Here is an 18,300-nt window from a genome sequence, read left to right as displayed (position 1 = left end):
GCCGCTAAAGCTGTTAAATTGTTGTTTAAAGAGTTGGTTCGAGAGCTGAGTTCGGTTAAGGGATTGCTAGAGTGAAAGTCTTGTTGCTTTCTGAGTCAGGATGCCCGCCGATGCGTTAGTTTAGATTGTCTCGCGAGGTTCAGTATGCAGGCCAGAAATCGGAAATTAGTCAGCTTGGGATTGATGGCTGGCTTGAGTTGTTATCTTGTCTTGGGTTCGGCAACACCGGCCTGGGCTATGCACATTTCGGAAGGTTTTTTGCCGGTGCAATGGGCTGTGTTTTGGTGGATGGTGGCGTTGCCTTTTTTTGTATTCGGTTTGCGATCGATCGCCCGTATCACAAAAGAACACCCGGAACTTAAATTATTGCTTGCTTTGGCGGGTGCGTTTACTTTTGTGCTTTCTGCTTTGAAAATTCCTTCGGTAACGGGGAGTTGTTCTCACCCGACGGGGACGGGTTTGGGTGCGATTTTGTTCGGCCCTTCGGTGATGGCGGTACTCGGCGCTTTAGTGCTGCTTTTTCAAGCGGTTTTGTTAGCCCACGGCGGCTTGACAACGCTGGGCGCGAATATGTTTTCGATGGCTATTGTTGGCCCTTTCGCCGCGTATTTTATCTATCATTTGCTGTTGCGAACTGGCAGCCAACGGGCGGCAATCTTTTGCGCGGCGGCTTTGGCTGATTTGCTGACTTATGTGACGACTTCGATTCAATTAGCGTTAGCTTTTCCGGCAGCAAGCGGCGGTTTTATGGCTTCGTTTCTCAAGTTTGCGGGCATCTTTGCAATTACTCAAGTGCCTCTGGCTATCAGTGAGGGATTGCTGACTGTGTTGGTCTGGAATTGGCTGCATTCTTACGGGAAGCCGGAGTTGGAAACTTTGAAATTATTGAGACAGGAGTCATAAAGTCGTGAATCAAAAACCTACTAAAAATCATCAAGCTACTTCGCGGCAAAATTGGATTTTGGCTGGTGCAGTGATTATTCTGGCTGTGATTCCCCTAGCATTTGTGCGGGGTGAATACGGCGGTTCCGATGACCAAGCTGAAAAAGCAATTACCGAAATTCAACCGGGGTATGAACCTTGGTTCAAGCACTTCTTTGAACCTGCTAGCGGCGAAATTGAAAGTTTGCTGTTTGCGTCTCAAGCGGCGATGGGGGCTGGCGTAATTGGCTACGTGATTGGGTTGTATAAAGGCAGATCGCAATCTCAGCAACAATCTGACAAGAAATCTTCGGAATGAACCATCAGATTGATAGTCTGGCTTATACAAATCGCTTGCGGGGGTTGCCGCCAACTCACAAACTATCCTTTGCGATCGCCCTATTAATCCTGTCTCTAGTTTCCCATGTCGCGGTGCAGTTGGCGATCGCCCTTTGGTTGACAATCTGGATCGTTGTTTATGCAGGAATTCCGGCGAAACTCTATCTGCGCTTGCTGTTGCTACCTTTGATATTTTTGCTGACGAGTTTGCCGGCGTTGGCTGTGAGTGCGGTTGCGGGCGATCGAATCTCGGCAATTCAATGGGATATTTGGCAAGGTTGGGGCATTCGCACCGGCAGTTTTTATCTGTATGTGAGTCGCACTGGCATATATCAAGTGAGCTTTCTATTTGCCCGCGCCTTCGCATCGACAAGCTGTATGTACTTCATCCTGTTGACAGTACCGTTTACCGAAATCTTGCAAATCCTCCGAAAATTAAGGTGTCCAGAGTTAGTCACAGAACTGCTATTACTAATGTATCGCTTTATTTTTAGCTTATTGGCGATCGCCGATGAAATTTGGATCGCCCAAAACTCGCGCGGCGGCTACCGCACTTGGAAATTAGGAATGCGCAGTTTAGGTATTTTAATCGGACAATTGCTGCAACGAACCTTGGAAAACTACCGTCAAGTTTCCCTGAGTTTAGCATCGCGCGGCTTTAATGGAGAACTGCGCGTTTGGCATTCTTCCCCTTACAAACCTTCACGAAGATACACATTTGAAGCCGTGTTTGGTTGCACAGTTTTAATACTGTTAAGTGTGGTATTTTACTGCTAATTTTATGCTATTAGATGCCAGACTTACTCGTCCCCAGGCAGAGTGCGAGCGACAGTCAACCAGTCAAATAAATGTCGCTTATTGTCAAGTTTAGAGCCCCCTCGCATCCCCCTGGTGGGAGGGGGACTTTGATAAGAATAACGCATAGCTTAATAAAGGGGACTTTAAGAAGAATCTTGTTCCCCCCTTATTAAGGGGGGCTAGGGGGGATCTAGACTTTGATGCAAACAAGAGAGACTGAAGGGCTTTCCGCTATAAATATGACTTTTATGAATATAATTAAGGATTTTTATGAATTGACTCCAAAAGAAACCTGTTGAATAATTGTAGTCAACAGTTATCTTGTGGAAATCCTATGATAAATAAACGACTCCTCAAAAAAATAGTCTTTTCATTGATGGCTTCATTAAGCCTATTTTTAGTCACAGTCACTCATGCAACAGCGCAACAACTACCATTCTACTGGGATAACATCAACGTCGCGATCGACGTTCAGACAAATGGAGATATGTTAGTTACGGAAACCCAAAAATATGTATTTACAGCAGCATACAACAACGAACGCTACCGCTATATTCCTTTAGATAAAGTCGATGCAATTAAAGATGTCACCGTCGCCGAAAATAATCAGATAATTCCGAGTAGCACTGGAACTGAAAATAATCAACTTTGGATTCGTTGGCAACATGAATTAAAACCGCCAGACACACATACTTTTGTCATCAAATATCGCGTAGTAGGTGGATTGCAGTTAGATGGTGGAAATACTCTAGTTTATTGGAAAGCGATTGCAGCGGGTCGGAAAGCGCCCGTTAATACTGGAAAAGTTACGGTGAAATTACCAGAAGCTTTGTCAGGAAAAGTTCTCTCATTTACAAATTTTGGTGCAGCAGCAGTTCCCCGTCAAGTAGATCCGAAAACTTTTGAATTTGTGGCAAGTCAGCCTGTTCAACCGGAACAAGAATTAGAAGTGCAGATTGCATTTCCCCAGGCGATTTTGAATGTGCCTCAACCTGGTTGGCAACAAAGTGGAAACCAATCTCAATCTGCTTCGGGATGGCTAGACCTTTTGCTTTCCCTAATGGGTTCATTGTTGTCAATAATTTTCTTACTTATAGCATTCATAATATTTGCGATTATTGTGATTGTGCCTTGTTCCATTTTAGTGTGGATTTACTGGCATCTTATACACTTCTGTTTTAGATGTAAAAAATTTACACTAGACACCAATAGAGAAGTAATCTCTACAGCTACTCCAAAGACTAAAGGGAGGAATAAAGTTATCCGTCACTGTAGTAATTGCGGTTATCACCATGAAAAAATAGTTGTGACTCATTACGTAGATCCGAGTAGTGATGGCGGTGGCGGTGGTGGCGGTGGCGGCGGCGGTGGCGGCGGTGGCGGTGGTGGCGGTGGCGGTGGTGGCGGTGGCGGTGGCGGTGGTTGATATCAACGAGACTTACGCATCACAATCAAAGAAACCGGGTTTTTACTGAATCTGTGGACTATGGCGAAGTATTGTCGCAAAAACCCGGTTTCTGACCATTCGTTGGACGCATCACAATCAAAGAAACCGGGTTTTTACTGAATCTGTGGACTATAGCAAAGTATTGTCGCAAAAACCCGGTTTCTGACTATTTTCATGGACAATCGATCGCACTCGCTACAAAATCATCTTCCAAATATGACTTTTATGAACATAATTCATGACTTTAATGAATTGACCTTCAAAGAAATCTATTGAATACTGATTGTAGTAAACAAATTTCCCGTACATTTTCGCTTAAAGCAGGTTAAAAACTATGACTAAATCACGTTGGCTTCGCAAGCTTTTACCCTTAGCAGTATCTGTAGCAACCACGATCGCACTAGCAGGCGCGATCGCACCACCAACTTCAGCCCAAGTCAAATCGCCACCTCCGCAACCCCAAGAAGTCCAACCAGCGCCAGCAGAAGGGTTTAGCATCCCGATTTGGATTTATCCCGTAGGCGCAATGTTCCTTGTGTTCATCTTTATACCCAAAATTGGTTGGACTTTGGGCTTAATTGCGATCGGCGAACGAGAAGTCGGAATTGTTGTCAAGAAGTTCTCCAGCAAAAACTTGCCATCCAGTAGATTGATTGCACTCGATGGCGAAGGAGGTTTGCAAGCAGATACCCTTCCTCCCGGCTGGCATTTTGGTTATTTTCCCTGGCAATATAGCGTTCGCAAAGAACCTGTTGTCGTGGTTCCTCAAGATGAAATTGGGTTAATTATTGCCAATGATGGAGCCACTATTCCCTCCGATCGCATTTTAGGCAAAGTCGTCGATTGTGACAACTTCCAAAATGCCCGCAAATTCCTCACTGACGGTGGCGAAAAAGGACGGCAACTAGCAATCATCACAACTGGTACTTATCGGATCAATACGGCTGTATTTGAGGTTATTACTTCAGCCAATGCTGCGGCAAAAGGTATGCAGCCATCAGAACTTCACTTATACAAACTTGCTCCCGATCGCGTGGGAATTGCCAACGTGCTCGACGGAGTTCCGATTGATGAAGGTGAAATCGCTGGGCCGATTATTCCCGGTCACGACAATTTCCAGAAAGCGCAATCTTTCATCAAAGGTGGCGGGCGCAGGGGCTTGCAAGAACAGGTAATTTTATCCGGTTCTTGGAACCTCAATCCCTGGTTTGTGCAAGTTGAAGAAGTGAAAATGACCGAAGTGCCGATCGGCTATGTTGGCGTAGTCATTTCCTATGTAGGGGAATCGCACAAAGATGTAAGTGGTGTGGCTTTCACCCACGGAAATCTAGTCAACAAAGGCGATAAAGGTGTGTGGGTAGAACCGCTTTATCCCGGTAAACATCCGATCAATACAAAAGTGATGAAAGTCGAACTTGTTCCCACTACTGATGTAGTTTTAAACTTCACATCGCGGTTCAGTGGAGAACACGGCTACGACTCAAAATTAAGCGCTATGAAATTACTTTCTTTTGACGGATTTACCTTTGAGTTGGAAATTTTTCAAATCATTCATGTCGGTACTTTGGATGCACCGAGAGTCATTTCGCGGCAAGGTTCGATGCAAAATCTGATCGACCAAGTGTTGCGTCCAATTGTCGGCAATTACTTTCGGAATTCCGCTCAAGAATATACGATCCTCGACTTTTTGATCGCACGCAGCGAACGCCAAGCAGAGGCCGCCGAACACGTCCGTCAAGCCCTACGCGCCTATGATGTGCAGGCTGTAGACACGCTGATCGGTTTGATTTCGCCGCCAGCAGAGTTGATGCAAACATTGACCGATCGCAAAATTGCCCAGGAACAGGAAAAAACCTACGAAGTACAGATGATTTCAGAGTCGCAGCGTCAAGAATTGGTGCGCGCAACTGCGATCGCAAATATTCAAAATCAGGTGGTGGCGGCGGAACAAGGGGTGAAAATTGCCCAATTGAGTGCAACTGCTGCGATCGAACACGCAAGTGGTGAAGCAGAAGGGATTCGGCTGATGGGACAAGCAAAAGCGGATGCTTATCAAGTTGGTGTAAACGCTCTCGGTACGCAGAGTTACACGCTACTGCAATTGATGCAGGCTGTCTCAGATGGTAGCGTTCGCGTTGTTCCCGATGTCACAGTCAATGGTAACGGCGGTAGTGGGGGTTTGCTGGACGGTTTGATGGCAATGTTGCTGCGGAATGAAACCAGTAAAAATGGAGAAAATGGAGTACATTCACCTGTAATTAATGTCAAGAAATCTAAATCTATTGTTGTGGAACCTGTGGCAGAATCACCAGTAGTAAACGTGCGATCGGTGGAGTCTCCTAATCATTCACCAGTTGCTCAGTCTGTGGCTGTTGCTGAAACTGATATTGATTCTGCCTTTGGTGAATTGTCTGACGATATTTGAGCTGAGTGCAATTTGTAGAGAGGACGACTGTCCTCTCTAAAGGCTTTTTGTCTAAAACTTTACTGTTCATAAAATCACAGGTGCAAAATTATGAAATTTATGGTTATGCAGAAATACGTGAATTTGTCAAGATTGATGGTGGTAGTTGCTTTTAGTGCGATCGCCCTTACACTATCTGGAAATGGACTTTCAGTTTGAGCAGCAGAAACGCAACCCGCAAACAAAACATTTGGTGATTGGTGTCGCGAAAAAGCTGCTTTGAGTCCTGGAGCTAAACATACTGTTGAAGTGCTTTTGAAGGAAGCAGGGACTACTGAGTGCGATGCAGCTAATCAAAAAATTTCGAGTATAACAGAACTCACCCTCGATCACAATCAAATCAGCGATATCACACCCTTACAATCCTTGACTAACCTGACTATGCTCGGTCTCAATAATAATGAAATTACCGATATCAAACCCTTGCAATCCTTGACTAACTTGATTGCGCTCAGTTTCGGAAATAATAAAGTCAGTGACATTAAACCGCTAGAATCATTGACACAACTGATGTCGCTCGGTCTCAGCGAAAATCAAATCAGCGATCTCACACCATTGCAATCCTTGACCAACCTAAATCTGCTCTTTCTCGACAACAATCAAATCAGCGACATCAAACCATTGCAATCCTTGACTAAACTGGGTGTACTCTTTGCCAGCAACAATAAAATTAGCGATATCAAACCGCTAGAATCTTTAATTAACCTGGGCTGGCTCGCCCTCAACAACAATCAAATCAGTGACATCCAACCCTTGGAGTCTTTGACTAAACTGACTGATCTCTTCCTCAGCGAAAATCCGATCGATCCCAAAACTTGCCGTCTCAAGCCAGAGTCTCGCTGTAACTGGGAACCAGTATTTGTCTACTAAAACTTTATAGATCTCAAAATTAGAGGCACAAGATGATGACACTTATAGTTGCACAAAAAGCACGGTAATTGACCAAAGTCGATCGCAATTACTTGTAGTGTCATCATCGCCCTAGTATTATTGTGAATTGGATGGCTTTATTAAATGCGATCGATTAATAGTTGGTAAAAGTCGTCCACAGACATTACAGTGAGTTGAGCGGCTTGATCGAGACGGAGGCTGTGTTGCTGATAAAGTACGATCGCAAGTTCGAGTCGCACATCGGCTTCAGTCAGGGGGAGATTGTCGGGAAGGTCGATCGTAAGAAGCATGACTTAAGGTTTAATTTCAGAGATATAAGACGATCGAACTTATAGCTGTACAGAAACACATCAATCCACCAAGGTCGATCGCACTTACTTGTTCTACGACTCTAGCATTATCGGAAAATGTACTGTGTGCGATCGCACCAGAAACGCGATCGTCCAAGAGTGGACGAAAATTTGGTGATGGGTGTCGCGAACAAGCTGATTGCAACAATTCTGCAAAATATGACTTTTATGAACTAGAATATTATGACTTTTATGAAATCAATCAATGAATTATATGAATTGACTTTTACCAATAATTTGACTAGGTTAATAGTATTATTCATCTCTCTCTTCTCTAACTCTGCGTCCTCTGCGCCCTCTGCGGTTAAATCATTCATTCAGAAACAAGCGTCAACGATATTACTCATGAAGGAGAATACAAAATGACTCAACAAAAATCAAATAAAAATAGTTCCAACCCAACGGCTTTTATTGTCTTAGGCGTAGTCGCACTGGCCGCCATCAAATTAATTCACGGACTGTTCGGCGATCGCAACAGTTACAAACTTAAAGCCGTGTGGAGTTGGCTGTGGGGATTGCCCATTGAAGCTGACAACAAAATTGCCGTGCAAGTTGCCCAAGAATCGCTGCAATCCATGCAGAAGTCCGTGCTTAAGTTAACTGAATCTGTTGCCCAAATTTCTGCAAGTTATCAACAAACAAAACAGAAATATGATAGCAAAAAGCAAGAATTTATCCAACTAGAACAGCAGGCAAGTCTAGCTAATTATCACGGTAATCAAGCAGCGGCACGTTTAGCAATGGGAAAAGCGATCGCCCTTGAAAGATTGCTGCCAACACTAGCAGGACAAGTTGCTCAATCCGAACAAATTTTGACTGCCAATAAGGATAAATTGAATCGGGAACGCGAGCGTTTAGAAACTTACAAAATGGAACTGCAAAACCTCAAAGATTTGTCAGAGGTAAATGAGGCATTAGCGAATATAGCCAAAGTCAACAGCAGTGTCAATACAGATTCAGCGCAATCGCAATTTGAAGAGGCACAGTCATCTATCCACAAGCACTACTTGAAAACCAATGCCTTGGTAGAATTATCCGAAAATCCGGCTGAAAAACTGACAGCAGACCTCGACAACATGATGCTGGACGACGAGATTTCTCGCCGACTGCTAGAACTAAATTCGTACAATCAATCGCACGTTTTACCCGTTGACGAGAAGAGGCACTGAGCCAATAATTCTAGATGTTTTTTATCGTCCCAGGATCTCCCTAGGAATACCCTGACCCTCTGCCTCTAAACAGTAAACAATATCGCAATAAGGAGAACAAATTATGGCTCAAGATACTAACAAAATCCCAAGTCCGCCGCCCATTGTTTTTATTATTCTGTTCGGCTTAATTGCGTTGGGCGGATACAAGTTTATTCCCGGTTTATTCAAGGGCAAAAGTTCAGAAATCTCGGGTGCGATCGCAACTCGCATCAGTTTAGGAAATCAGATCTTAGTGACATCCCAAACCACAGCCGAAAAGCAAGCAGGCGTTACAGCTTTTGCCAAAGGAGATTATAAAGAAGCCGTGCAAAAATTTCAGGCTTCGTTGCAAAGAAATCGCAACGATCCAGAAACAGTCATTTATTTGAATAATGCGAAAGTAAGCGATCGCACTTTCCTGAAAATTGCCGTCAGCGTGCCCAGCGGCAGCAACCCCAACATCGCCCAAGAAATTCTCCGAGGTGTCGCCCAAGCTCAAGATGAAATCAACACTAGGGGAGGAATTAACGGTGCCGGTTTGCAAGTTGAAATTGTCAATGACAACAACCTTCCAGAAGTCGCCAAAGAAGTTGCAGCAGCATTAGCAAATGACCCGAAAATTCTAGCGGTAATCGGACACAATGACAGCACTGCGTCTTTAGCAGCCGCTCCAATTTATCAGGAAAAGAAACTGGTGATGGTGACACCTACCAGCAGTACGAATAATTTGTCAGGTTTTGGCAGCTATATTTTTCGGACTGTCCTAAATAGTGGCTCGACGACTGCTCCTTTAGCAGAGTATATCGTCAAACAAGCAGGCAAAGCCAATATTGCCTTCTGCTATGACTCTCAAGCTGCTGGCAGCGCTTCATTTAAGGATGAATTTATTGCCTCTCTTTCAGCATCAGCCGGCAGATTAGTTCCTATTGTCTGCGACTTGTCAGCGCCAACATTTAATCCCAACAATGCCCTTGCCGATGCTGTTAGCAAAGGAGCAGAAGGATTGATGCTAGCACCCTACATCGAGCGCCTCGATCGCGCGATCGATCTAGCCCGTGCCAATCAAGGCAAATTAGCGCTCTACAGCAGTTCAACTCTTTACACCTTTCAAACGCTAAAAGATGGACAAAAGAGCGTTGACGGGCTTGTTTTGCCTGTTCCCTGGCATCCTGACACTAATTCCAACAATCCATTTCCTAAGAATGCCAGTCAGCGCTGGGGAGGAGTAGTAAATTGGCGAACCGCAACGAGTTATGATGCGGCTCAAGCTGTCATCGCGGGCTTGCAGCAAAGTAATACGCGGTTCGGGTTACAACAAGCACTGAAAAGCCCTAATTTCTCGGCACCGGGAGCTAGCGAGGATGTGAAGTTTTTACCAAGTGGCGATCGGGCGGGTTCGCCGATTTTAGTGCAGGTTAAAGCAGTAGGAAAAACTGGCTATAACTTTTCCCTGTTGCGGTAAATTTATTCGGACTGTAGGGGCTCCCCTCACCAACAATATTTGCCAAAAACCGACAATCTCATAAACCCGCCCCGGCCTGTTTTTAAGCGATTTTTAAGATAAACTGAAATAAGTAGATTAAAGGAGAGCCTTGTATATGATCGCGCAAGTTGAAACCAAAACCTACACTGCCCAGGAATATCTAGAATTGGAAGTCAATTCTCAGGATCGACATGAATTTATTAATGGGGAGATTGTTCTGATGGCTGGCGGCACACCGGATCACAATGAAATTACTACTAATTTAGTTGTTACGCTGAAACTGGTGTTAAAAGGGAAACCATATCGGACTTTTAGTTCCGATCAGCGGCTTTGGGTTCCCCAGCTTAATAATTATACTTATCCAGATGTAATGGTGGTTGCGAAACCGATCGAACTCCAATCTGGACGGACGGATACAATTACCAATCCTCTGCTGATTGCTGAGGTGCTATCTAAGGGTACTAGAGCTTACGATCGAGATGACAAGTTTGCGGCTTATCGCAGTATTCCGAGCTTTCAGGAGTATTTATTAATCGATCAATATCGGTTACAGGTGCAACAGTATTCTAAAACTGATGCGAATAAGTGGATTTTTTCGGAATATAGCTGTGCGGGCGATCGGCTGATGTTAAGCTCTATTTCTGTAGAAATTTCCGTAGCAGATTTGTATGAAAATATTGAGTTTATTGAATAATTTGTTTCCTCTTTATCACTCGGCGGTTGAAACCGCTACTACACAAACTTTCGTCCGCGCGGACTAAGAAATAAAGATAATTAATTGATTCCTGTTTTATTCGCTAATAGTTTGGGAATTTCTCGCCCTAACCAACAAACCATATTTCGGGGCAAAAACCATCGCCAACACAAACAGCAGCGTTTGCAGCACAACAATACATCCGCCTGTCGAACCATCAATGTGATAGCTGATATAAGTTCCCATTACGCTAGAAAATACTCCCGAAGTCATCGCAATTAGCATCATATGGTCAAAATTATCGCTCAACAAATAGGCGGTTGCTCCCGGAGTTACCAACATTGCTACTACTAAAATAATCCCGACTGTCTGAAGTCCCGCAACTGCTGTCAGCGATAGTAAAGACAGCAACACGTAATAAAGGAAAGTGATGTTTAAACCGATCGATCGCGCGTGAGTCGAGTCAAAACAAAACAGAATTAAATCTTTGCGTAAAATTGCCAGCGTCACTAGGGTAACGACACTAATAATCACAGTTTGAACAATATCCGAATCGGAAATACCTAAGACATTGCCAAATAAGATATGCGTGAGATCGATCGAACTTCTGACTTGAGAAATTAACACCAAACCAAAGGCAAAAAATCCGGTAAACACTAAACCGATCACCGTATCTTCTTTAACGCGAGTTTTGGCTTTGATAAAGCCGATCGCAATTACCGAACCCACCCCAAACACAAAAGCCCCCACAGCCAAAGGAATATTCAAGATATAAGCGATCGCAACCCCCGGCATCACCGCATGAGAAACCGCATCGCCCATCAATGCCCATCCTTTCAAAGTCATGTAACACGAAAGCGCCGAACAAACAATCCCTACTAAGGCGCTGACTAAAATCGCCTTCACCATGAATTCATGCTGCAAGGGTTCCACAAACAACGAAATTAAATCCATTATCTTTGCTCCCGATTCACTTTAGTCAACCCACTTTTAGCAGACGAAAAATCACCCACCGAACCGCCAAAAGTGCGGGAAAGATTTTCCTCTGTAAACACTTCTGAAGTGTTGCCGTAGGCGAGAATGCTGCGATTAATTAAGACTACTTGATCGCAAAATGTAGTAATCGATTCTAAATCGTGAGTAGAAACTAGAATTGTATGTCCTGTTTGCCGCAATTCCATCAGCAAATCAATCATCATTTTCTCAGTTTTAATATCAACTCCGGCAAAGGGTTCATCCAGCAGCAAAACCGTGCCCTGTTGCGCCAAAGCCCGCGCAAAAAAGGTGCGTTTCTTTTGCCCGCCCGATAATTCTCCGATTTGCCGATCGCCCATGGGCCACATTTCCACCCTTTCCAAGCTTTCTCGCACCGCTTGTTTGTCGATCGATCCTGGAATCCGCAACAGATTCATGTAGCCGTAGCGCCCCATCATCACCGCATCATACACGTTAATCGGAAAATTCCAATCTACCTCTTCCGACTGAGGCACATAGGCAACCAGATTGCTTTTTTGCACTTGACGGATCGGCAAGCCATTAATTAAAATTCGTCCGGTGTTTGGCTTCACAAACCCCATAATTGCCTTAAACAGAGTCGATTTTCCCGCACCATTCATCCCCACCAAACCGCAAATCGTCCCCGCTTTAAGTTGCAGAGAGGCGCTGTGCAAGGCTACTTTACCGTGATAAGCAACCGTGACATTTTCAAGATCGATGCCGATTTCCTTCATCTGATTTTCTCCCAATTATCAATTACCTAAAGAACTTATTACGCACGAGGCTCAAAACCCATTACCATTCCCCATTTGTGTCAACTTAACGTCAAACCTACTACCAGTCTTTTGTCTGACGATTAGGGTTCGATCACCCAGGCGCCCCCCGATCGAAGGGCTACCCTGTACACACAAGTCGAGTTGGAAATCAAATGACCCAAAAAAACGGAAATTTATTTTTTTAATCCTTGATTTCCCGTCAACCATTATCAATAATTTAAAACTATTGATAAAAACTTCGCTCATCTCAAAACCTTGCCTAAATGCGGGTTGTGTCAGACACAGCCAGGTTTGTAGGAGTTGTGTGTACACCGTAGTTCTTAAGGGGGGAACAGGAGTCTTCTCTTTCGTCCCCGCAACGATTCGGGGGAGTAGGGGGTATGCGAGGGGGATCTAAACTTTGCCTAAAAGCGACATTTATATGGATTCAGGCTTAACTTGACACCAATACCAATTCCCCATTCCCCGTTCCCCATTACCTATTACCGATTGCCCTGTAAACCTTTTATCAAAGTATTGACGTTGTATTCAAGCATCTTAAGGTAGGTTGATGCAGGGCCTTCCGGTGGAGAGAGGGAATCGACATAAAACACCCCGGCAAATTTAGCCCCGGTTTCCTTTGCTACCTGAAGCTGTGCTTCGTTGCTGACGGTACTTTCGCAAAATACGGCGGGTATTTTGTTTGCTTTGACTGTATTAATCACCCGTTCAACTTGTTTCGGTGTAGATTGCTGTTCGGCATTTACAGGCCAAATATACACTTCTTTCAAGCCGTAGTCGCGCGCAATGTAAGAAAATGCGCCTTCACAACTTACTATGTAGCGTTTGTCTGGCGGAATCGCTGAGATAGCTTGTTTGAGCTTTTCATCGATCGCCTGAATTTCGTCACTGTATTTTGTCGAATTGGCTTCATAGGTTGCAGCATTAGCTGGATCGAGATTTGACAAAGATCTGCGAATATTTTTCACGTAAATTAAAGCATTTTTAGGGGACATCCAAGCATGAGGATTCGGTTTACCTTTGTAGGAATCTTCGGCAATATTAATCGGTTTAATTCCTTCAGTTAAGGTAATGCGGGTAACTTTGGGAAAACTGTTATAAAAACGAGTTGCCCAGCGTTCTAAATTCAATCCGTTATCCAAAATTAGACTGGCATTTTGCCCTCGTTTTAAGTCGCTGGGAGTGACTTCATAGCCGTGAATTTCCGCCCCAGGCTTTGTGATGGATTGAACAGTTAGCTTGTCACCAGCGACATTCTGCGCCATGTCTGCCAACACCGTAAAGGTGGTGAGAACGACTTTTTTGTCTTTTCGGAACCCATCGGTGGCAGTAGGGCTAGAAGCTCGGATTTGATTGGTTTGAGGCTCCGCCGTTGTCTGAGTGTTGCACCCGGTGACGCAAACTCCCAGCAACAGCCCCAATCCAATTATCTGATACAGTTTCCAAACGGGAGAGGAGAGGAGAGATAGGGGGAAAGGGCGAGATAGAGGGAGAATTTGACGCTTTTTGAGCATATATTCCAAAATTCTAGCTAAATTTGCCACAGATTACGGCAGACAGCCCGATCGACTATCGCTAATTTTCATAATATTTTCATTATTTAAATTTATCACAGAATCGGAGAAAATGAAAGAATCACGAACAGCGAGGCTAAATGGGCGATCGTCCCAGCAGAATCAGTATTTTGTGAAGATCTCCAATAGTGGTAATATCTCGGCAGATCGATCGGCTCTGATGCAGAAGAGCGATCGGACGTAAGGGGGAAAGTTCGGTGCGAATCCGGCGCTGTCCCGCAACTGTAATGAGATTATTCCATCTCTGAGTCAGGATGCCCGCCGATTTGTTTACCTGTTGTTTTCATCTGCGAGGTATGGATGATGGTTAGTTCAGTATTTTTACAGTTAATCTGCTGTTGGGTTCCCTTGGGCGATCGACAAAAACGCAATTTTGAGTTAAAACCGCTTTTCGTCGGCGCCACGGGAAACTAAAACAAATGCGAATCAAAGATAGTGTTTGGTGTTTGGCAGTTTTGGCTACTGGCAGAACTTGTTTATTCACCAGAATATTTTGTCCATCGGATATACTGCTTGGAATGGCTTTTGGCATCTAGGACGAGGTATTGTTGTTTGCAAAATAGATACTCAAATTAATGGCTCTATCAATTGGAGTGTGGATCATGTACAGTATGATTTGCAGTTTATTTCCCGCTCGCACGCAACTGCTTATTTCCAACAATTAGAACTAGAGGAAAATACTGTTGCCAATCTGCTGGGAGTTATTGATAGCTATGAACCTGAAAAAGCAATTATTTTTCTACTGCTTGCCAACGGTCAAATCGATATCAATTTATTGCAAAACTTGGCAATTTCGCCCGTTGAGTGCTACGAACAGGTATGCAAGCGCTGGGAAGAATTTCAACTCTACCCGAAATCCTAAAATTTACTAAATTTATCCAATGTCGCAGCCAAAATCAATCGAAATTTCCCAAGTAACTCGTTACCAAAACGCAGCGCTTAATTACTATTTGGGGCTGACAGAATCTCCCTATCTTCACTATGGCTATTGGGAAACCTTACCTGTACCCGCTGATGAATTAACTCTGGCGCGGCTACGAATCGCCCAGCAAGCTTATACGGATAAGTTGTTAGATTTTATCCCGAAAGACATCAAGACTGTCCTGGATGTAGGATGCGGGATTGGGGGAAATGCGGCTTATTTGCTCGATCGCGCTTTTGGAGTCGAAGGCCTCGCGCCCGATCCGTTCCAACAACAGCGCTTTCTCAAGTGTACAGGCGATCGCGCCATCTTCCACCTCACCAAATTTGAAGACTTCCAAGCCACCCATTCCTACGATTTAGTCCTTTTTAGCGAAAGCAGTCAATATATGTCTGCTGTCGATATTGCTAAAGGTGCGGCGGCGGCGATCAATCCCGGAGGCTACGTACTACTTGCTGATATGTTGCGCTCTAATCCTGATTATACAGAAGGAATGTTTTCTAATTGTCATGTTGTGGAAGAACTGGAAGCTGCATTGATGCAAGCGGGATTTAATTTAGTAAAAGCTGAGGATATTTCTGCTCATATTGTACCAACAATTGATTTATATGTCGATACTTTCCGCAGGTATGGACTGAACACAATGATTTATGTTGCGGATTTAATTTCGATCGCGGTTCCGCCGATTCATAAAATTCTGCGTTGGATATTTCGCCGCTGGTTTAAGAAATTGGTGGTTGAAGGATTGGAAGCTAGTCAACTTTTTGAGCAGCATCTTTGTTATGAGATTCAACTTTGGCAGTTGACCTGTGACCTGTGACAGTTGATAGTTGACCTGTGACAGTTGAGAGTTGACCTGTGACAGTTGATAGTTGATAGTTGATAGTTCCCACCAATAACCAATAACCAATAACCAATAACCAATAACTAATGCCCTATGCCCCATGCCCAATTCTAGAATTCGATCGCACTTTTTACTCATATCCCTGCACTTCGCGAGTAGCCATCCACGATTTAAGCCTAAAAATCCCCGCTGGTAAACGCTGCGGGCTCATCGGTCAAAACGGCTGCGGCAAAACCACCTTATTTCTGCTAGCTAACGGCTTGTACCAACCGCAACAGGGGACGATTAGCTGGGAAGGTGAACCCTTTCGCTACGATCGCAAATCTATCATGAAACTGCGCCAACAAATCGGACTCGTCTTTCAAAATCCCGAACATCAGTTAGTTGCTTCCACAGTCGAAGAGGATATCTCCTACGGATTGTACAATCTAGGATTGCCAGAATCCGAAATTGCTCAACAGGTGCAACAGGCGATCGAGCAATTCGAATTAAACGAGCTCGCCCGCGAACCAATCCACAACCTCAGTTTAGGACAAAAGAAGCGCGTTTCGATCGCCGATATCATGGTGCTCAAACCCAAACTGCTGCTGCTAGACGAACCTACCGCCTATCTCGATCCGCGCCACACCCGACAACTCATCGGTTTATTGCAACAAATTCACAGCAGTGGAACCACCATACTTTTAGCAAGTCACGACCTCGATTTTATCTATCGCTGGGCCGATTGGGTGTTTGTGATGGATGGCGGAAAGCTGATTCTAGAAGGAACACCGGAAACCGTTTTTGCCCAGCGGGATGTATTGGAACAATTGCAGCTTGGCGTACCGCTGGCGATCGAGCTAATCGACCAAATAAAGGATCTCGTTGAGAAAAATGATAACTCAAAAATGCCCGCTTTCGAGGAATTGCAACAACAAATTTTAGACGCGCGCCGACAGCTTTAATAAGCTGATGAATTACGCACTTCTACTCCAGAAACCGGGTTTTTACCAAATTTACCGACTCCGACGAATAATTTCGCAAAAACCCGGTTTCTCGCCACATCCCAGAAACCGGGTTTTTACCAAATTTACCGACTCCGACGAAGTATTTCGCCAAAAACCCGGTTTCTCGCCACATCCCAGAAACCGGGTTTTTACCAAATTTACCGACTCCGACGAAGGATTTCGCCAAAAACCCGGTTTCTCGCCACGAAGTAATTAAGTGCGATCGTACCAAATTTGCAGCGCCAACCGATGAACTTCGCGCCAACTAACATTTTTAAGTCTGGCAATTTCCGCACAATCTTCGTATTCCGGCTGCACGTTAACAATCGTTTCTCCTGACTTAGCAACTTTTATTTGCACTTCGCCGTACTCTGTTTGAACTTTCTGGATTTCTCGATCCAAAATAGTTCTCTGTTGAGTCGATCGCCTAATTCCCAGAGTAGTAGTCTCTCGAAACATTACAGCTTCGCAACAATCCTGAAATTCGGGATGACAAATCACACTTAACAAAACCCCCAAGCGCGACTTTTTCATCACAATTGGTGTCGTAAAAACATCCAGAGCTCCAGCGAGAAACAAAGCATCAAAAACATAACCGATCGCCTGCGGGTTTAAATCATCAATTTGCGTTTCCAAAACACAGACTGTTTCCTGCGAATTGGCGATCGGTAACGAGTAATTACTTACATCTCCCCTCTTTCTTACATCCGCTACATCCGTTACAAAATCCGCTGCCGAACCTTCCTTCTCCCCAATCCAGAGGCGCAAAATATTAGGAATTGCCAGATTGCGCGAACCTGCACCCAAACCAATTAGCTGAACTTGCATCGATGGTGGCGGGCCAAAAGCAGAGGCGAGAGTACAGGCGATCGCAGTACCCGTAGGAGTGCACAACTCGCGATCGATCCCATTGCTATAAACCGGCACTCGGTGCGTTTCCCACAACCGCATCACAGCAGGCGTGGGCACAGCTAACCTACCGTGAGCCGCCTTCACCGTACCCCCACCAGTCGGCATCGGCGAAAAGTAAAACTCCTGAATATCCAACCAATCCAAACCCAAACAAGTACCGACAATATCAATAATTGCATCCGTAGCCCCCACCTCGTGAAAGTGAACCTCGCTGGGGGGGATACCGTGTACGGCACCCTCTGCATCTGCTAAGGAGCGAAATACCGCCAAACTCCACGCTTCCACGCGCGCAGGCAATTTTGCAGCGATGATAATCTGCTCAATTTCCGGCAAATGGCGGTGATGAGTGTGGCTAATTTGGGCATCTGCTTCGCCGTGACTGTGAGAATGTTCTTCCCCATCATGATGATGGTGATGGTAGTGGCGCCTGTCGAAAGTTGGGGATTCCGTTTCCAAGGGATCGAGGGCGGAGTCAGCAGCCAGATTGTTTAATTTTAAAGGCAAATCTCCTGTTAAATCGACATAAAATTTAGTTGCTTGTTGAGTATTGCGGTGGACTAATTCGGCCCGCAATTGGTATTCTGTCGAAATGCCGAGTAAATGGAGTTTTTCGATTAGGTAGTCTAAGGGAACACCAGCGTGTACAAGAGCTCCTAGGCACATATCGCCAGCAATGCCGGTGGGACAGTCAAAATAAGCTATTTTATTCATTA

The 18,300-nt window shown here is 44.7% G+C and carries 19 protein-coding genes and 1 riboswitch; of the genes, 12 read left to right on the top strand and 7 right to left on the bottom strand.

All coding sequences use genetic code 11. The annotated features are described in order from the left end of the window. The first annotated feature begins 144 nt into the window (after positions 1-144). From QUB64_RS27975 to QUB64_RS27950, 6 genes are all read left to right on the top strand, one after another. Positions 145-903: an energy-coupling factor ABC transporter permease gene (locus QUB64_RS27975; RefSeq protein WP_333276955.1), complete on the top strand. Its 759-nt coding sequence runs from the start codon at positions 145-147 to the stop codon at positions 901-903. A 4-nt stretch (positions 904-907) separates the two neighbouring features. After that, the gene (locus QUB64_RS27970; RefSeq protein ID WP_333276953.1) at positions 908-1,240 is read left to right on the top strand and encodes an energy-coupling factor ABC transporter substrate-binding protein; all 333 of its coding nucleotides are present in this window, start codon (positions 908-910) and stop codon (positions 1,238-1,240) included. After that, entirely contained in the window at positions 1,237-2,037 is an 801-nt protein-coding gene (gene cbiQ / locus QUB64_RS27965; RefSeq protein WP_333276951.1) for a cobalt ECF transporter T component CbiQ, read from the top strand. Before QUB64_RS27970 ends, cbiQ begins: the two co-directional genes overlap by 4 nt. 355 nt (positions 2,038-2,392) lie before the next feature. Beyond that, positions 2,393-3,484, top strand: coding sequence for a DUF2207 domain-containing protein (locus tag QUB64_RS27960; RefSeq protein WP_333276949.1), 1,092 nt, complete (start codon positions 2,393-2,395; stop codon positions 3,482-3,484). A gap of 355 nt (positions 3,485-3,839) precedes the next feature. After that, positions 3,840-5,930, top strand: coding sequence for an SPFH domain-containing protein (locus tag QUB64_RS27955; protein ID WP_333276947.1), 2,091 nt, complete (start codon positions 3,840-3,842; stop codon positions 5,928-5,930). A 258-nt stretch (positions 5,931-6,188) separates the two neighbouring features. Further along, positions 6,189-6,839, top strand: a complete 651-nt coding sequence (locus QUB64_RS27950; RefSeq protein WP_333276945.1) for a leucine-rich repeat domain-containing protein — start codon at positions 6,189-6,191, stop codon at positions 6,837-6,839. Positions 6,840-6,979: 140 nt separating this feature from the next. Here the strand turns inward: QUB64_RS27950 and QUB64_RS27945 are convergent, their stop codons facing one another. Together QUB64_RS27945 and QUB64_RS27940 are read right to left on the bottom strand one after the other, a co-directional pair. After that, entirely contained in the window at positions 6,980-7,150 is a 171-nt protein-coding gene (locus QUB64_RS27945) for a UPF0175 family protein (protein ID WP_333276943.1), read from the bottom strand. A gap of 16 nt (positions 7,151-7,166) precedes the next feature. Then, complete coding sequence (locus QUB64_RS27940) at positions 7,167-7,355, bottom strand: hypothetical protein (RefSeq protein WP_333276941.1); 189 nt, start codon at positions 7,353-7,355, stop codon at positions 7,167-7,169. A 217-nt stretch (positions 7,356-7,572) separates the two neighbouring features. On the opposite strand from QUB64_RS27940, the gene QUB64_RS27935 reads away from it, so the two are divergent. The 3 genes from QUB64_RS27935 to QUB64_RS27925 all read left to right on the top strand — a co-directional run bounded on the left by QUB64_RS27935 (position 7,573) and on the right by QUB64_RS27925 (position 10,577). Further along, positions 7,573-8,379, top strand: a complete 807-nt coding sequence (locus QUB64_RS27935) for a PspA/IM30 family protein (protein ID WP_333276939.1) — start codon at positions 7,573-7,575, stop codon at positions 8,377-8,379. Between the two features lie 103 nt (positions 8,380-8,482). Continuing rightward, positions 8,483-9,862, top strand: coding sequence for an ABC transporter substrate-binding protein (locus QUB64_RS27930; RefSeq protein ID WP_333276937.1), 1,380 nt, complete (start codon positions 8,483-8,485; stop codon positions 9,860-9,862). Positions 9,863-9,998: 136 nt separating this feature from the next. Further along, positions 9,999-10,577: a Uma2 family endonuclease gene (locus QUB64_RS27925; protein WP_333276935.1), complete on the top strand. Its 579-nt coding sequence runs from the start codon at positions 9,999-10,001 to the stop codon at positions 10,575-10,577. Between the two features lie 96 nt (positions 10,578-10,673). Here QUB64_RS27925 and QUB64_RS27920 read toward each other — a convergent pair whose 3' ends face one another. The 3 genes from QUB64_RS27920 to QUB64_RS27910 form a co-directional block, all read right to left on the bottom strand. Continuing rightward, complete coding sequence (locus QUB64_RS27920; protein WP_333276933.1) at positions 10,674-11,531, bottom strand: metal ABC transporter permease; 858 nt, start codon at positions 11,529-11,531, stop codon at positions 10,674-10,676. After that, a complete protein-coding gene (locus QUB64_RS27915; protein WP_333276931.1) occupies positions 11,531-12,307 on the bottom strand; it encodes a metal ABC transporter ATP-binding protein in 777 nt (258 codons plus the stop codon). The genes QUB64_RS27920 and QUB64_RS27915 overlap by 1 nt, the downstream gene beginning before the upstream one ends. A 524-nt stretch (positions 12,308-12,831) precedes the next feature. Beyond that, positions 12,832-13,893 (bottom strand): metal ABC transporter substrate-binding protein, encoded by a 1,062-nt coding sequence (locus QUB64_RS27910; protein ID WP_333276929.1) that lies wholly within the window; start codon positions 13,891-13,893, stop codon positions 12,832-12,834. Between the two features lie 165 nt (positions 13,894-14,058). Continuing rightward, a riboswitch (cobalamin riboswitch) is annotated at positions 14,059-14,203 on the top strand. Positions 14,204-14,365: 162 nt separating this feature from the next. Here QUB64_RS27910 and QUB64_RS27905 point away from each other — a divergent pair. The 3 genes from QUB64_RS27905 (at position 14,366) to QUB64_RS27895 (ending at position 16,633) form a co-directional block, all read left to right on the top strand. Continuing rightward, complete coding sequence (locus tag QUB64_RS27905; RefSeq protein WP_333276927.1) at positions 14,366-14,785, top strand: hypothetical protein; 420 nt, start codon at positions 14,366-14,368, stop codon at positions 14,783-14,785. Positions 14,786-14,804: 19 nt separating this feature from the next. Beyond that, positions 14,805-15,665, top strand: coding sequence for an SAM-dependent methyltransferase (locus QUB64_RS27900; RefSeq protein WP_333276925.1), 861 nt, complete (start codon positions 14,805-14,807; stop codon positions 15,663-15,665). A gap of 110 nt (positions 15,666-15,775) precedes the next feature. After that, complete coding sequence (locus tag QUB64_RS27895; RefSeq protein WP_333276923.1) at positions 15,776-16,633, top strand: energy-coupling factor ABC transporter ATP-binding protein; 858 nt, start codon at positions 15,776-15,778, stop codon at positions 16,631-16,633. 22 nt (positions 16,634-16,655) lie between these two features. Here QUB64_RS27895 and QUB64_RS27890 read toward each other — a convergent pair whose 3' ends face one another. Both QUB64_RS27890 and larC read right to left on the bottom strand, forming a co-directional pair. Next, positions 16,656-16,907, bottom strand: coding sequence for a hypothetical protein (locus QUB64_RS27890; protein WP_333276921.1), 252 nt, complete (start codon positions 16,905-16,907; stop codon positions 16,656-16,658). Beyond that, positions 16,889-18,298: a nickel pincer cofactor biosynthesis protein LarC gene (gene larC / locus QUB64_RS27885; protein WP_333276919.1), complete on the bottom strand. Its 1,410-nt coding sequence runs from the start codon at positions 18,296-18,298 to the stop codon at positions 16,889-16,891. Before larC ends, QUB64_RS27890 begins: the two co-directional genes overlap by 19 nt. Positions 18,299-18,300: the final 2 nt, after the last annotated feature.

The organism is Microcoleus sp. Aus8_D2 (genome assembly GCF_036702665.1).
Taxonomy (GTDB): Bacteria; Cyanobacteriota; Cyanobacteriia; order Cyanobacteriales; family Microcoleaceae; genus Microcoleus.
This window is presented reverse-complemented; position numbering and strand designations above follow the sequence as displayed.

Bases quoted from the DNA above. Each gene is read 5' to 3' on its own strand.
- cbiQ (WP_333276951.1), top strand. From the start codon at position 1,237: ATGAACCATCAGATTGATAGTCTGGCTTATACAAATCGCTTGCGGGGG.
- QUB64_RS27955 (WP_333276947.1), top strand. From the start codon at position 3,840: ATGACTAAATCACGTTGGCTTCGCAAGCTTTTACCCTTAGCAGTATCT.
- QUB64_RS27895 (WP_333276923.1), top strand. From the start codon at position 15,776: ATGCCCTATGCCCCATGCCCAATTCTAGAATTCGATCGCACTTTTTAC.
- QUB64_RS27975 (WP_333276955.1), top strand. From the start codon at position 145: ATGCAGGCCAGAAATCGGAAATTAGTCAGCTTGGGATTGATGGCTGGC.
- QUB64_RS27935 (WP_333276939.1), top strand. From the start codon at position 7,573: ATGACTCAACAAAAATCAAATAAAAATAGTTCCAACCCAACGGCTTTT.
- QUB64_RS27960 (WP_333276949.1), top strand. From the start codon at position 2,393: ATGATAAATAAACGACTCCTCAAAAAAATAGTCTTTTCATTGATGGCT.
- QUB64_RS27915 (WP_333276931.1), bottom strand. From the start codon at position 12,307: ATGAAGGAAATCGGCATCGATCTTGAAAATGTCACGGTTGCTTATCAC.
- QUB64_RS27925 (WP_333276935.1), top strand. From the start codon at position 9,999: ATGATCGCGCAAGTTGAAACCAAAACCTACACTGCCCAGGAATATCTA.
- QUB64_RS27900 (WP_333276925.1), top strand. From the start codon at position 14,805: ATGTCGCAGCCAAAATCAATCGAAATTTCCCAAGTAACTCGTTACCAA.
- QUB64_RS27930 (WP_333276937.1), top strand. From the start codon at position 8,483: ATGGCTCAAGATACTAACAAAATCCCAAGTCCGCCGCCCATTGTTTTT.
- QUB64_RS27920 (WP_333276933.1), bottom strand. From the start codon at position 11,531: ATGGATTTAATTTCGTTGTTTGTGGAACCCTTGCAGCATGAATTCATG.
- larC (WP_333276919.1), bottom strand. From the start codon at position 18,298: ATGAATAAAATAGCTTATTTTGACTGTCCCACCGGCATTGCTGGCGAT.
- QUB64_RS27945 (WP_333276943.1), bottom strand. From the start codon at position 7,150: ATGCTTCTTACGATCGACCTTCCCGACAATCTCCCCCTGACTGAAGCC.